Genomic DNA, 14,714 nt, shown 5'->3' with positions numbered 1-14,714 from the left:
GTAATAAGTTGCCAACTGGCGCGGGTTTACGCAAAATGCCGCTCATTTATGATGAAACCTTTCTACATTATTACGATTTTTCAGGCAGGGAAAAGCACGACGCAGAGAATTAACTAATTGAAAAAATTAAAGATTAATTATCTGTTCATCGGTATTCTGGCACTGCTTCTCGCGGTCGCTCTCTGGCCATCCATTCCCTGGTTTGGTAAAGCCGACAACCGTATCGCCGCCATACAAGCGCGGGGAGAGTTGCGCGTGAGTACTATTCACACACCTCTCACCTGGAACGAAATCAACGGCAAACCCTTCGGGCTGGATTATGAACTGGCCAAACAGTTTGCTGACTATCTTGGCGTTAAACTGAAAGTCACCGTGCGGCAGAACATCAGCCAGTTATTTGACGATCTCGATAACGGTGATGCCGATCTGCTGGCTGCAGGGCTGGTCTATAACAGCGAAAGGGTTAAAAATTATCAACCCGGCCCAACCTATTATTCCGTTTCACAACAACTGGTCTATAAAGTGGGTCAGTATCGACCACGTACGCTGGGTAATCTGACGGCGGAAAAGTTGGCCGTCGCACCTGGGCATGTTGTCATTAATGATCTGCAAAAACTGAAAGAGACTAAGTTCCCGGAATTAGGCTGGAAAGTGGACGACAGAAAAGGGTCTGCGGAGTTAATGGAAGATGTTATCGAAGGTAAGCTGGATTACACCATTGCCGATTCTGTCGCTATCAGCTTGTTCCAGCGCGTTCACCCGGAACTCGCCGTGGCGCTGGATATTACCGATGAACAACCCGTGACTTGGTTTAGTCAATTAGATAACGATAATACGCTTTCTGCTGCCCTGCTCGATTTCTTCAATGAAATGAATGAGGACGGCACACTGGCGCGTATTGAAGAGAAATATCTCGGGCATGGCAATGATTTTGATTATGTCGATACGCGCACGTTTTTACGCGCCGTTGATGCTGTTCTGCCACAGTTAAAACCGCTATTTGAGAAATACGCCGAGGAAATTGACTGGCGTTTGCTGGCAGCGATAGCTTATCAGGAATCGCACTGGGACGCGCAGGCGACTTCTCCGACTGGCGTGCGCGGCATGATGATGTTAACCAAAAATACCGCGCAAAGCCTGGGCATTACCGACCGTACTGATGCCGAACAAAGCATCAGCGGCGGCGCGCGTTACCTGCATAATATGATGAGTAAAGTGCCAGAAAGCGTGCCAGAAAATGAGCGGATCTGGTTTGCGCTCGCCGCCTATAATATGGGCTATGCACACATGCTGGATGCCCGTGCCCTGACGGCAAAAACTAAAGGTAATCCTGATAGCTGGGCCGATGTTAAACAACGTCTGCCTTTGCTTAGCCAGAAACCCTATTACAGCAAGCTGACTTACGGCTATGCACGTGGGCATGAAGCCTATGCTTATGTAGAAAATATTCGTAAGTACCAGATTAGTCTGGTGGGTTACTTGCAAGAAAAAGAAAAGCAGGCAACAGAAGCGGCGATGCAGTTGGCTCAGGATTATCCGGCGGTATCGCCAGCGGAATTGGGTAAAGAAAAATTTCCCTTTCTCTCATTTCTTTCGCAGTCGTCATCTAATTATCTGACGCACTCCCCTTCTCTACTGTTTTCCAGGAAGGGAAGTGAAGAGAAACGAAATTAATCTGTCGCGGATTGCGCTTTTTTCTGCGCTTTGATTTCCTGACGGCGCATTCGGAAAAAATCGCTGAGTAGCGCCGCGCACTCATCCGCCAGTATTCCTTCCGTAATTTCCACTCGATGATTCATGCCCGGGTGGTGAAGTACATCCATTAATGATCCGGCGGCGCCAGTTTTCGCATCACGCGCGCCAAAGACCACGCGACCAATACGGCTGTGGATCATCGCTCCGGCGCACATCACGCACGGTTCCAGCGTGACATATAATGTCGCGTCGATCAGGCGATAGTTTTGCAGCACCAGCCCTCCCTGCCGCAGCGCCATGATTTCTGCATGAGCTGTAGGATCATGGCGACCAATAGGTCGGTTCCAGCCTTCACCGATTACCCGGTTGTTATGCACCAATACCGCGCCGACCGGCACTTCCCGCTCGTCCCAGGCACGTTTCGCCAGCGTCAGCGCATGACGCATCCAGTATTCGTGACTAAATTCGACTTCAGACAAAAAGAAAACTCCGGTTATAAAAGCGCGGCGCATTATACACGGACGCTATGCGTTACTCTATTCCAGTTGCTGGAGTTCGCCGCGAGGCGTTACCCGCCAGCGATGCTGACAGAAATAGAGTAGCGGGTTGTCCTGGTTACTATCACTATAGCCACTGTAAAGTCGCAGCGGCGTGCCGATTTTGCGTTCCAGTTGCGCGACCTTTTCATGGCCGAGACAGCGCATGGTCAGCACCCAGCCGCCATAGCCGCGCTGGATCTGACTGGCGATAAGATTAACGCGTGGTAACCAGGGCGTATCGAAATAAACCGCTTCGACCAACGGCTGAGGGGAACCGGTAATCAACCAAATGTCGGCATCGGAACTTAACAGATAGCTGGTCAGACGTTCCTGCACTAGCGGAAAGGCTGTAACATTGTCGCGAAACCAACGCACAAAATCGGCCTGCAACGCCTGTATACGCGCTTCGCTATGACCAAAGGTACAACCCCATAGCAGCAGGCTCATCGGCCAGCGTGCCGCTCGGCCCTTGATTAATAATGCAATGACAATGATCGGCAACAGCGGCAGAACAAGTAGCGCATTCTGCGGCTGGCGGCGCAGTAAGTAGCGCAGAAAACAGCCAAACATATCCTGTTGATGCAATGTTCCATCTAAGTCAAAAAACACCACACGACGCTCGTGAGTTGCCAAACCATACCCCTCTGGACTGATACATCCTGATTAATTTTTGCTACTACATAGCCTAACAGATAGATCATCACTTTTCCGGCATCAATCTATCGCATAATGGCTGACTGGAATTTTTAATTCATGGTAATTGACTGTGATGGAATATAATATTCGCTCGCTTGTGTCTCATATTGCCTGTTGTCGCCATTAATTCATCGCGAGGAAAGATATGAACGGCTTACTTCGTATTCGTCAGCGTTACCAGGGACTTGCCCAGAGCGATAAAAAGCTGGCGGACTATCTCCTGCTACAACCTGACACTGCCCGCCACCTTAGCTCCCAACAACTGGCCAACGAAGCCGGAGTCAGTCAGTCCAGCGTAGTGAAGTTCGCGCAAAAACTCGGTTATAAAGGTTTTCCGGCCTTAAAGCTGGCATTGAGTGAAGCTCTGGCAAGCCAACCGGAATCTCCCTCCGTACCCATTCATAACCAAATTCGTGGTGATGATCCGTTACGGCTGGTGGGCGAAAAACTGATTAAAGAAAATACTGCTGCCATGTACGCAACACTGAACGTCAATAGTGAGGAGAAGCTACATGAATGCGTAGCGATGCTTCGTTCTGCACGGCGGATTATTCTGACCGGCATTGGCGCTTCCGGCCTGGTGGCGCAGAATTTTGCCTGGAAGCTGATGAAGATTGGTTTTAATGCTGCCGCTGAGCGTGATATGCACGCGTTACTCGCTACAGTACAGGCTTCATCGCCGGACGATTTGTTATTAGCCATCTCATACACGGGCGTGCGGCGCGAGTTAAACCTGGCAGCAGATGAGATGTTACGAGTGGGCGGTAAAGTGCTGGCCATCACCGGTTTCACCCCCAATGCCCTGCAACAGCGCGCTTCTCATTGCCTGTATACCATAGCCGAAGAACAAGCGACGAACAGTGCTTCGATCTCTGCATGTCATGCTCAGGGAATGCTAACGGATTTGCTGTTTATTGCACTGATACAACAAGATCTCGAGTTAGCCCCAGAACGCATTCGCCACAGCGAGGCTCTGGTGAAAAAACTGGTTTGAGTAAAGAATGCGCGTATAATGCCCGCCCGGTTTGTGTTGTTTTGAGAGTTTCCTTATGGCGCTGTTAATCACTAAAAAATGCATCAATTGTGATATGTGTGAACCTGAATGCCCGAATGAGGCGATTTCAATGGGCGATCACATCTACGAGATTAACAGCGATAAGTGTACGGAATGCGTAGGTCACTACGAGACGCCAACCTGCCAGAAAGTATGTCCGATCCCCAATACCATTGTGAAAGATCCGGAGCATGTCGAGACGGAAGAACAGTTGTGGGATAAGTTTGTGCTGATGCATCACGCGGATAAAATTTAGTATTTTGCTTCTGGAGCAGAATATTGATTATTTACTCTTGTAAAACGAAATTATTATATTTATTTTTATGTTGCCATTAATAAACACATTCATTAAATAAAACCCCATAATATCTGCGCAGACACTTAATTATCATTATTAAAGGCGCACCCGGCGGGTTCACCCGACGCGCCTTAATTACGTTTTCTGGTGTTACAAGAACAGAGGGATCAACTGTAAAATAGTAATGACGACTTTAATGCCCTGTTTAATAAGGTATATCGACAATCCGTCATTTGTTTTTCCTTAAACAAGGAATACAGCCATTCAGATTAGCCCTTACATCTCCCCAAAACTGAACGTGCGAGTTACTGGAATCGAGTGCCGCAAGCTTTGATGACACCACTCGTTTCAATGGGGGAATTCAGTAATATAGTGTAGAACACAGCAAAATCTCCAATAACGACGCCAATTCTAATGTACTTATGAAAAAGTGGTCACGTTAATCTTCTCATCAATATTAAATTCTTCGTCCCGGCTCGCATTTTTATGCCAGAAATTGCAAGTTGCTTATACAGACCAACTAAACTGCTCCATAATCATTTCTGTTGGAATCGTGTGCTGCACAATATTAAAATAGTAAAGTAACCCCCTGCTCCTTACCTGTTCGGGGGTTTTACTTTTTAAAAAGAACGGTACTTTTTTGATATTCAGGAAGGGCTTTTAACTTTCAATGATTACCGTGGCACAAGCGTAGTGGCGTTCATCTGCCAGCGTTACATGCATATGTGCGACGCCCAACTTTTCTGCCAGTTTTAACGCCTCGCCCCACAACCGTAGTCTTGGCTTGCCGAGCTCATCGTTAAACACTTCAAATTGATTAAATGCCAGGCCATTACGGATCCCAGTACCAAACGCTTTTGCCGCCGCCTCTTTCACAGCAAAACGTTTTGCCAGAAAACGCACCGGCTGATGATGCGTTTTCCAGATCTCCCATTCATTATCGCTTAATACACGTCGTGCCAGGCGATCACCGGATCGCGCGATTACCGCTTCTATGCGAGCGATCTCCACGATATCCGTGCCTAAACCTAATATTGCCATTAGCCACGCGCTTCCAGCATCAGGCGTTTCATTTCTGCCACGGCATCTTTCAGTCCGGTCATTACTGCGCGACCAATAATGGCATGACCTATATTCAGTTCGTGCATCTCTGGGATAGCGGCAATGGCTTTCACGTTGTGATAGGTCAGACCGTGACCAGCATTAACTTTCAAACCGAGGCTTGCGGCAAAGGTCGCGGCTTTCTCGATTCGCGCCAGCTCTTGCGCCTGTTCAGCGTCCGTTTTGGCATCAGCGTAACAACCGGTGTGGATTTCGATAAATGGTGCCCCCACCTCTGCTGCAGCTTTGATCTGCTCTTCGTCAGCGTCGATAAACAGAGAAACCTGAATCCCGGCATCTGCCAGACGTCTGCAGGCATCGCGCATTTTGTCACGCTGACCCGCGACGTCCAGGCCGCCTTCGGTTGTCACTTCCTGACGCTTTTCCGGCACCAGACAGCAGAAATGCGGCTTCGTCTCAACGGCAATCGCCAGCATCTCTTCAGTTACCGCCATCTCCAGATTCATGCGGGTATCTAGCGTCTGACGGAGGATGCGCACGTCACGGTCTGTAATGTGGCGGCGATCTTCACGTAAATGCACGGTAATGCCGTCCGCCCCCGCCTGTTCGGCAATAAATGCGGCCTGAACCGGGTCCGGATAAGCAGTACCGCGTGCATTGCGCAGCGTTGCGATATGGTCAATGTTGACGCCCAACAGTAATTCAGCCATGACAATCCTCATCAGTCATTAAATGTTTTCACTGTCCGCTTAGGTATAAACTGCCGGAACAGTTCCCTGCTTTTTAAAGGTTTACCGCCAAGATAAGGCTTAAGGGCCATACGGGTAAAGCGTTTCGCGGCGCGCAATGTGTCTGCGTCAGGAAATTCCCGCGCATGTAACGCTTTCAACTGCCGTCCGGTAAAGGTTTTATTGTCGATAACCACACTGGCGATAAATCCTTTTTCTTCGCGGTAACGATACGTCATGTTGTCATCCACCGGCTCACCGCTACCTGCGCAATGGGTAAAATTGACGCCATAACCCAGATGCCCAAGGAGCGCCAGTTCAAAACGACGCAACGCCGGTTCTGGCGTACCTGTGATCCCTGCCAGTGCCTGGATACAATGCAAATAATCGAAAAAAAGTTCCGAAAAGCGTGTTTCGTATTCCAGTACGCGGGAGAGGAGTTCGTTGATGTAAAGCCCGCTGTAAAGCGTGATACCGCTTAGCGGCAGTGCCAGCGAGACGGCTTCAGCACTGCGCAGCGTTTTGACTTCACCGCGCCCGCCAAAACGAAGCAAGAGGGGGGTGAAAGGCTGCAATGCGCCTTTCAGGGTAGAACGTTTTGAACGTGCGCCTTTAGCAACCAGACGCACGCGTCCCGATTCCTCCGTGAAGACGTCCAGCATCAGGCTGGTTTCGCTCCAGGGACGACTATGCAGTACGAATGCGCGCTGCCAGCCTTCCATCGGTGTAACTCTTAGAGATCGTCAACGTAACCGAGACTACGCAGTGCGCGTTCATCGTCGGCCCAACCAGATTTCACTTTCACCCATAGCTCAAGGTGGACAGGCGCTTCGAACATTTCTTGCATGTCTTTACGCGCTTCAATACCGATGGTTTTGATCTTGGCCCCTTTGTTGCCAATTACCATCTTCTTCTGCCCTTCACGCTCAACGAGAATCAAACCGTTGATGTCATAACCACCGCGCTCATTGGTGACAAAACGTTCGATCTCCACGGTTACAGAGTACGGCAGTTCTGCACCGAGAAAACGCATCAGCTTTTCACGAATGATTTCAGAGGCCATAAACCGCTGCGAACGATCGGTAATGTAATCTTCCGGGAAGTGATGCGTCGCTTCTGGAAGGTGTTTGCGTACAATTGCCGCGATAGTGTCGACGTTTAGCCCAGTTTCGGCTGAGATTGGCACGATATCGAGGTAATTCATTTGGCTTGCCAGAAACTGTAAGTGCGGCAGTAGATCGGCTTTCTCCTGCACGTTGTCTACTTTGTTCACCGCGAGAATCACCGGCGCTTTACCGTCACGCAGCTTGTTGAGCACCATTTCATCGTCCGGCGTCCAACGGGTGCCTTCAACGACAAAAATAACCAGCTCAACGTCGCCAATGGAGCTGCTTGCCGCTTTGTTCATCAAGCGGTTAATGGCACGCTTCTCTTCCATATGCAGGCCCGGGGTATCAACGTAGATCGCCTGATACGCACCTTCAGTATGGATACCCACAATACGGTGACGTGTAGTCTGCGCCTTGCGGGAGGTGATGGAGATTTTCTGCCCTAACAGTTTATTCAACAATGTGGATTTGCCAACATTCGGACGTCCGACGATGGCAATAAATCCGCAGTAACTTTTATCGATGCTCATTCCAGCTCCAGTTTTTTCAACGCCTGTTCGGCGGCAGCCTGTTCAGCCTTACGACGGCTTGAACCTGTGCCAACCACCGGTTCGCTCAGGCCGCTAACCTGGCAGTGGATCGTAAATTCCTGATCGTGCGCTTCGCCACGTACCTGGACCACCAGATAAGTTGGCAGAGGCAGATGGCGCCCCTGCAAATATTCCTGCAAGCGCGTTTTCGGATCTTTTTGTTTATCGCCCGGACTAATTTCGTCCAGACGAGTTTGATACCAGTTAAGGATTAATTTCTCGACAGTCTGAATATCGCTGTCGAGGAATACGCCGCCAATTAATGCTTCAACGGTGTCAGCAAGAATTGACTCGCGACGAAATCCACCGCTTTTAAGTTCACCCGGCCCTAAACGCAAGCACTCGCCTAACTCAAATTCACGAGCCAGTTCTGCCAGCGTATTACCGCGTACCAGCGTGGCGCGCATCCGGCTCATATCCCCTTCATCCACTCGCGGGAAACGGTGATACAACGCATTAGCGATAACGTAGCTTAGAATAGAGTCGCCTAAAAATTCCAGACGCTCGTTATGTTTACTGCTGGCACTGCGGTGAGTTAATGCCTGCTGCAGCAGTTCCTGATGATTAAAAGTGTAGCCCAGCTTCCGTTGAAGCCGATTAATTACGATGGGGTTCATGCGATACCAATAAATAAATGCGTCAACAATTCAGCACACGAAACAGACCTGATATGCAGGGTTCTGCTAACAGCTTTTCAGCAGTTTCAGTTGACCTGTATATGGGGACCAACGCTGTTTCGTGTGCCGTGGCGACCAGAAGGCGCCAACCTGAAACTTCGGGGGAATATTCTATACACAACGACAAGGGATGTCGTTAGCCACGGGAGATTTATCTCATAAATAATTCACGTTGCCACCATAACAGTGACAACGTGAACGGATAACGACAATTAGTGAATGCCGCCGATGCGACTTAAACGAACGCCAGTTGGCCATTCGCCTTCCTGTTTATCGAAACTCATCCAGATAGCCGTCGCCCGACCCACCAGGTTAGCTTCTGGCACAAAACCCCAGTAACGACTGTCCGCGCTGTTATCGCGGTTGTCACCCATCATGAAGTATTGGCCCGGCGGGACAATCCAGGTTGCCAGTTGTTGCCCTGGCTGCTGGTAATACATCCCTACCTGGTCCTGAGCGATAGGTACTGTCAGGATGCGGTGTGTAACATCACCCAGTGCCTCTTTACGTTCAGAAAGACGAATACCGTTTTCTTTAGTTTCGTTTTTCGGCACTTCAAAGAATCCGCTGGTCGCTTCCCCACCATTACGACGAGAGAAGGTTTGAACAAAATCGCTCGGCTCCACGTTGGAATACGTTACCGGTAGCGCGTTTTCACACGCCTGACCGGAACTGCATCCAGGTTGAATAGTCAGCTCTTTCGCAACCGGATCGTAAGTGACTTTATCGCCCGGTAAGCCAACCGCACGCTTGATGTAATCAAGCTTTGGATCTTCCGGGTATTTAAAGACCACAATATCACCACGTTTCGGATGGCCGGTTTCGATCAGCGTTTTCTGGTAGATAGGATCTTTAATACCGTAGGCAAATTTCTCCACCAGAATGAAGTCACCGATTAACAGAGTCGGCATCATCGAACCTGACGGGATCTGGAACGGTTCATAAATAAATGAACGCACAATTAACACTAGTGCCAGCACCGGAAATACAGAAGCACCGGTTTCCAGCCAACCTGGTTTTGGCGCAACTTTTTTCAGCGTAGCTTTATCCAGTGAGTCTCCAGCAGCCGCCTGCGCTGCTGCCTGACGTTCCCGCCGTTTAGGTGCGAAAAAGAATTTATCCACGCACCATAAAATGCCCGTCACCAGTGTGGCAATCACCAGAATCAGGGCAAACATATTCGCCATGCCAACTCCTAAAGATTATTTGTTGTCTTTGCCGACATGCAGAATGGCGAGGAACGCTTCCTGCGGCAGCTCGACGTTACCGATCTGCTTCATGCGTTTCTTACCTTCTTTCTGCTTCTGCAGCAGCTTTTTCTTACGGCTGATATCGCCGCCATAACATTTGGCCAGTACGTTTTTACGAAGCTGCTTCACGGTGGAACGCGCGATAATGTGCGTACCAATCGCTGCCTGAATGGCAATATCAAACTGCTGGCGTGGGATTAGATCTTTCATCTTCTCCACCAGCTCGCGACCACGGTTTTGCGAATTATCACGGTGGGTGATCAACGCCAGCGCATCGACACGTTCACCGTTGATTAAAACGTCAACACGCACCATGTCGGAAGCCTGGAAGCGTTTGAAGTTGTAATCCAGAGACGCATAACCACGCGAGGTAGATTTCAGGCGATCGAAGAAGTCGAGCACCACTTCCGCCATCGGGATCTCGTACGTCAGCGCCACCTGATTACCGTGGTAAACCATATTGGTCTGTACACCACGTTTTTCTACGCACAGCGTAATAACGTTACCGAGATATGCCTGCGGCAGCAGCATGTGACATTCCGCGATCGGCTCACGCAGTTCGTAGATGTTATTCACTGCTGGCAGCTTAGACGGGCTGTCGACGTAGATAACTTCTTTCCCCGTAGTTTCTACTTCATACACTACTGTCGGTGCCGTGGTAATCAGGTCAAGATCGTATTCACGTTCCAGACGTTCCTGAATGATCTCCATATGCAGCAGGCCGAGGAAGCCGCAGCGGAAGCCAAAGCCCAGCGCTGTAGAACTTTCCGGCTCGTAGAACAGAGAGGCATCGTTCAGACTCAATTTGCCCAGCGCGTCGCGGAAGGCTTCATAGTCGTCGGAACTTACCGGGAACAGACCGGCATAAACCTGAGGTTTAACTTTCTTAAAGCCTGGCAGCGCTTTTTCTGCCGGATTACGCGCCAGCGTTAAGGTATCGCCTACTGGTGCACCGTGAATATCTTTAATCGCACAAACCAACCAACCTACTTCACCACATTTCAGTTCAGTACGATCAACTTGCTTCGGCGTGAAAATACCCAGGCGGTCGGCGTTATAAGTCTGCCCGGTACTCATGACTTTCACTTTATCACCCTTACGCAGGGTGCCGTTTTTAATACGGATAAGTGAAACAACGCCCAGGTAGTTGTCGAACCAGGAGTCGATAATCAGTGCCTGCAATGGGCCTTCTGGATCTCCCTCCGGCGGCGGAATGTCACGCACCAGACGTTCCAGTACATCCTGCACACCAACACCTGTTTTTGCCGAGCAACGCACTGCGTCGGTAGCGTCGATGCCGACGATATCTTCGATTTCTTCCGCAACGCGTTCAGGATCGGCTGCTGGTAAGTCAATTTTGTTAAGTACCGGCACCACCTCGAGGTCCATTTCCATCGCGGTGTAGCAGTTTGCCAGGGTTTGCGCTTCTACGCCCTGCCCTGCATCGACCACTAACAATGCACCTTCACAAGCAGCCAGCGAACGGGATACTTCATAGGAGAAGTCCACGTGACCCGGGGTGTCGATAAAGTTAAGTTGATAGGTTTCGCCATCGGACGCTTTATAGTCCAGCGTCACGCTCTGCGCTTTGATAGTAATACCACGCTCACGCTCAAGATCCATGGAATCGAGAACCTGTGCCTCCATTTCACGGTCAGACAGGCCACCGCAGATCTGGATAATACGGTCAGACAGCGTCGATTTACCGTGGTCAATGTGAGCTATGATCGAAAAGTTACGTATATTCTTCATAAAGTATGATTATTGTGCCTTAATGCCCGGTTAACCAGGCTTTTAGAAGTCGCTGTTCTGAGCTTAACGTCTGTATTAATAGAAACGCCGCATTCTACACTACAACATTGAGGCGAGGAAATGTTCATACCGTATGGATTGTGGTATCTGGAAACGTCCTCGCATTTGTTATGCAAAATACAATAAAGCCAGTGAAATCACTGGCTCGCGTCTTCCGAAGATGCTTCATATCGCACAAGGCCAGGCGGCAATGCCACACTTAAGATGATCGGTTGCCATTCTGTTCGGGCGGCAAACTTACGTGAGTATCCTCGCGCAATCAGGAATCCACCAACGCCGCCGAGGATTGCTCCGCATAATGCTGCAATATCTGAAGCAAAGAGTAGCTGAAATAACGAAGCGACAAGGAATAATCCCACCAGCGGCGACATATAAACCAATAATGCGGAGCTAAGCAGGCTGCTTTCAGCGATTCCCAATTCAACTTTCTGCCCCGGCACTAACGGTTCATCACAGGATACGACGATGGTATGTGTGGTTTGCGGGCCTAGTTTATTCAACACGCGACTGCCGCAACCTGCGCGGGAAGCGCAACTGCTGCATGAAGCTTTAACATCGCAACTGACCAGCGCCTGCCCGTTTTGCCAGGAGACGACAGTAGCCCACTCTTTGATCATTCCGCTGCCCCAAACTTAATATTCTCGGCAATTCGTTTCGCCGTTTGCGGTGGCAGTTCACCAACAATGGTGATTTCCGCGTTGTCGCGTATGCTGGTGCTGACTGTTCGGCGTCCGGTTCGCAACATCTGATCGGTACTGGATGGCGTAGCGCGGTTAACGTTTACCGAGAAGCTGAACAACCCGTCGGAATAGAGACGCGATTCGATGGGCATGTTATCCATCGTCGGTAACGGACGTCGACTGCTGGAAACTTCGCTAAAGCCCTGTGGCAACCAGGTTGGAGTCCAGTTAAATTTGGCTTTCTCACCAACAGGTACAGAAAGCAGAGGCGGCAAGTTTGCCTTCGCCAGTGTCTGCATACTGTTGCTGATATCCTGATTAACGTTGAAAGCGATCACGCGGAATTGCTCCAGTGTCTCACCATCGCGATCAAGGAGATCAACCCGCATCGGTAATTTCGATTCGGTGTCCATCCACACGATGTAGCTGTAGCGTGTGCCATCACGGGCTACCACGCGGATTACCTCACATAAGCGGTCAGCAATACGGGTGCGCCCCACAGAGATAAAGTCGTAGTAAGGAGAAAGGCGTTTGAAATCGGTATAGATGAGCGATGGCAGAGAATCAACAATGTAATCGCCATTAAGAGTGAACGGTTCAAGGCCCGGTTCAAAGTAGCTGATTTCATTGCCGCGCTGTACCACTTCCCGGCGCGGGCCATCCATTTGCAACAACTGTGCAAGAGGACGGTTATCGAGGCGTGCATGTCGATAACGCAGAGACTCAACACCTTGTTTATTGATGCTGATGAATGACAGCTCGTAATTCAGTGACTGGCTAGCCAGGTTCATCTGCTGTAATAACGCCCCGGACGCGGGAGTGGCCGAGGCGTTAGCAGAGAATAACAGGCTACCTGTCACTAATGACATGGCAAACCAAAGTTGCTTCATTACTGCGATTGCGTTCCTAAAGTTTGAATTCCTGGCACCTGTACAGCGGCTTGCTGTGTCTGTGCCTGCTCAAACTGAAGCTGTTCGGAGTGGAGTCGACGTTGCAATTCGTAATCCTGCAACATGGCATTAATGCGACGACGCTGCTCCTGTACCTGCTGCTGTTGACCATTGTTCGCGGTCGCTTCAGAAGGTACTCCCAGGCTTACCGGACTGGCTTTACCCATCATCGGCAGAGTATTAAATACCGGTGTTTCGGGCTGCTGGGACGTTTCAGATTGTCCATTATAGTGCTGGACGCCAACGATAACTGCAAGCGATACGCATGCCGCTACACCCATTTGGGTGAGCTGTGCCGCCCACGGACGAACTTTCTGCCAGAATGGCATTTTCTGCCATTGATGCGGCGCAGGCTGAGCCTCTGGGATCAATATCGTCGGTTGGCGAACGGGCTCTTCTTCAATGGCGGCCATCACGCGTGAAGAGATATCGAAATGGAGTACCTCGGGAGTATCACCCCGCATAGAGTCACGGATTAAGTGATAATTTTCCCAGGTTTTCTGCATCTCCGGGTTGTGAGCCAGTTCGTTAAGCAGCTCACTATCCAGCGTTTCGCCATCCATTAAAGCGGAAAGTTGTTCTTTCTGCATGCCTAATACCCTTATCCAGTATCCCGCTATCGTCAACGCCTGATAAGCGGTTGAACTTTATTATCAATAGCTTCCCTCGCTCGGAAGATACGTGAACGCACCGTACCCACCGGACAATCCATGATAGCGGCTATCTCTTCATAGCTCAGGCCATCCAGCTCCCGCAAGGTTATTGCCATGCGTAAATCTTCCGGGAGGGACTCAATAGTTCGGAAAACTATCTGTCTCAGTTCTTCTGACAACATTAAGTTCTCAGGGTTCGAAATTTCTTTCAGCGCGCCGCCACTTTCGAAGTTTTCTGCTTCAATGGCATCCACATCGCTGGAAGGTGGACGACGCCCCTGAGCAACCAGGTAATTTTTTGCCGTATTAACAGCAATCCGATACAGCCATGTATAAAAAGCACTATCTCCCCGGAACGAATCCAGCGCACGATAGGCTTTAATAAAAGCTTCTTGTACCACATCGGGAACATCACCCGACGGCACATAGCGGGAAACCAGACTCGCCACTTTATGCTGATAGCGCACTACCAGTAAGTTAAAAGCTTTCTGATCTCCCTTCTGGACCCGTTCAACCAGGACCTGGTCCGTTAACTGCTCGCTCATCCGAGGTAAAGTCTCCCCAAACCAAATTTCCACGCGCTGTCGAAACGCCACTCCATTAGCTGCAATTTGAGCAAGCAAAAGATTAGAGTGTCTCGTTTTTGTAAAGTTCCGTAACGCATCTGTTTTTGTTTGTCATGCTGTAGACGGATCATTATCTATCATTATAAGTCTACAGAATCTGAATAACGCATTATCTGTGCAGAAATGCCCATTTAACTGCCTGAAGAGTAACCCAACGGCCTTTTTATTTCACCACCTAATCCTCCGTCGACGAGCAACTTCCCTTTTTTCCGCCTCCCAGGAACAATATGTTTAGCCATTGTAACAAATATTAAAATAGCAGGTGTTTAATTGTACAACATGATGCTATGCTGAC

Annotated in this window: 17 protein-coding genes; 3 read left to right on the top strand and 14 right to left on the bottom strand. The window is 49.7% G+C overall.

Annotated features, from left to right (window positions below):
- Positions 1–117 precede the first annotated feature (117 nt).
- A complete protein-coding gene (mltF, locus tag C7B16_RS06475) occupies positions 118–1,674 on the top strand; it encodes a membrane-bound lytic murein transglycosylase MltF (protein WP_000734181.1) in 1,557 nt (518 codons plus the stop codon).
- On the opposite strand, the gene tadA is transcribed toward mltF, so the two are convergent.
- Together tadA and yfhb are read right to left on the bottom strand one after the other, a co-directional pair.
- Positions 1,671–2,174 (bottom strand): tRNA adenosine(34) deaminase TadA, encoded by a 504-nt coding sequence (gene tadA, locus C7B16_RS06470; protein ID WP_001516895.1) that lies wholly within the window; start codon positions 2,172–2,174, stop codon positions 1,671–1,673. The two genes, mltF and tadA, sit on opposite strands and share 4 nt — an antisense overlap.
- A 57-nt stretch (positions 2,175–2,231) precedes the next feature.
- Positions 2,232–2,867: a phosphatidylglycerophosphatase C gene (gene yfhb, locus C7B16_RS06465; protein ID WP_061090351.1), complete on the bottom strand. Its 636-nt coding sequence runs from the start codon at positions 2,865–2,867 to the stop codon at positions 2,232–2,234.
- A 208-nt stretch (positions 2,868–3,075) separates the two neighbouring features.
- Here yfhb and C7B16_RS06460 point away from each other — a divergent pair, with 208 nt between their 5' ends.
- On the top strand, positions 3,076–3,924 hold the full coding sequence (locus tag C7B16_RS06460) for a MurR/RpiR family transcriptional regulator (protein ID WP_001013776.1): 849 nt from the start codon (positions 3,076–3,078) through the stop codon (positions 3,922–3,924).
- Positions 3,925–3,979: 55 nt separating this feature from the next.
- Complete coding sequence (gene yfhL / locus C7B16_RS06455; RefSeq protein ID WP_001196284.1) at positions 3,980–4,240, top strand: 4Fe-4S dicluster ferredoxin YfhL; 261 nt, start codon at positions 3,980–3,982, stop codon at positions 4,238–4,240.
- A 702-nt stretch (positions 4,241–4,942) separates the two neighbouring features.
- Here the strand turns inward: yfhL and acpS are convergent.
- The 12 genes from acpS to rseD all read right to left on the bottom strand — a co-directional run bounded on the left by acpS (position 4,943) and on the right by rseD (position 14,490).
- Positions 4,943–5,323: a holo-ACP synthase gene (gene acpS / locus C7B16_RS06445; protein WP_000986026.1), complete on the bottom strand. Its 381-nt coding sequence runs from the start codon at positions 5,321–5,323 to the stop codon at positions 4,943–4,945.
- Positions 5,323–6,054, bottom strand: a complete 732-nt coding sequence (pdxJ, locus tag C7B16_RS06440; RefSeq protein ID WP_001516896.1) for a pyridoxine 5'-phosphate synthase — start codon at positions 6,052–6,054, stop codon at positions 5,323–5,325. Before pdxJ ends, acpS begins: the two co-directional genes overlap by 1 nt.
- Positions 6,055–6,065: 11 nt before the next feature.
- Positions 6,066–6,794 carry a DNA repair protein RecO gene (gene recO / locus C7B16_RS06435; protein WP_000399390.1) on the bottom strand — a complete coding sequence of 243 codons (729 nt, stop codon included), beginning with the start codon at positions 6,792–6,794 and terminating at the stop codon, positions 6,066–6,068.
- Between the two features lie 11 nt (positions 6,795–6,805).
- The gene (gene era / locus C7B16_RS06430; protein ID WP_107179504.1) at positions 6,806–7,711 is read right to left on the bottom strand and encodes a GTPase Era; all 906 of its coding nucleotides are present in this window, start codon (positions 7,709–7,711) and stop codon (positions 6,806–6,808) included.
- A complete protein-coding gene (gene rnc / locus C7B16_RS06425; protein ID WP_001068343.1) occupies positions 7,708–8,388 on the bottom strand; it encodes a ribonuclease III in 681 nt (226 codons plus the stop codon). The genes era and rnc overlap by 4 nt, the downstream gene beginning before the upstream one ends.
- Before the next feature lie 272 nt (positions 8,389–8,660).
- Entirely contained in the window at positions 8,661–9,635 is a 975-nt protein-coding gene (gene lepB / locus C7B16_RS06415) for a signal peptidase I (protein ID WP_107179503.1), read from the bottom strand.
- Positions 9,636–9,650: 15 nt separating this feature from the next.
- Positions 9,651–11,450 (bottom strand): translation elongation factor 4, encoded by a 1,800-nt coding sequence (gene lepA, locus C7B16_RS06410; protein WP_000790174.1) that lies wholly within the window; start codon positions 11,448–11,450, stop codon positions 9,651–9,653.
- Between the two features lie 197 nt (positions 11,451–11,647).
- Positions 11,648–12,127, bottom strand: a complete 480-nt coding sequence (gene rseC / locus C7B16_RS06405) for a SoxR-reducing system protein RseC (protein WP_016249085.1) — start codon at positions 12,125–12,127, stop codon at positions 11,648–11,650.
- The gene (gene rseB / locus C7B16_RS06400) at positions 12,124–13,080 is read right to left on the bottom strand and encodes a sigma-E factor regulatory protein RseB (protein ID WP_016249086.1); all 957 of its coding nucleotides are present in this window, start codon (positions 13,078–13,080) and stop codon (positions 12,124–12,126) included. Before rseB ends, rseC begins: the two co-directional genes overlap by 4 nt.
- On the bottom strand, positions 13,080–13,730 hold the full coding sequence (gene rseA / locus C7B16_RS06395; RefSeq protein ID WP_001168447.1) for an anti-sigma-E factor RseA: 651 nt from the start codon (positions 13,728–13,730) through the stop codon (positions 13,080–13,082). Before rseA ends, rseB begins: the two co-directional genes overlap by 1 nt.
- 32 nt (positions 13,731–13,762) lie before the next feature.
- A complete protein-coding gene (gene rpoE, locus C7B16_RS06390; protein ID WP_001295364.1) occupies positions 13,763–14,338 on the bottom strand; it encodes an RNA polymerase sigma factor RpoE in 576 nt (191 codons plus the stop codon).
- Positions 14,335–14,490 (bottom strand): rpoE leader peptide RseD, encoded by a 156-nt coding sequence (gene rseD / locus C7B16_RS24505; protein WP_010378892.1) that lies wholly within the window; start codon positions 14,488–14,490, stop codon positions 14,335–14,337. Before rseD ends, rpoE begins: the two co-directional genes overlap by 4 nt.
- Positions 14,491–14,714: the final 224 nt, after the last annotated feature.

Source organism: Escherichia sp. 20412-1 (genome assembly GCF_003027595.1).
Taxonomy (GTDB): domain Bacteria; phylum Pseudomonadota; class Gammaproteobacteria; order Enterobacterales; family Enterobacteriaceae; genus Escherichia; species Escherichia marmotae.
Note: the sequence above shows the minus strand (reverse complement) of the source record. Positions and strands in the feature narration are given on the sequence as shown.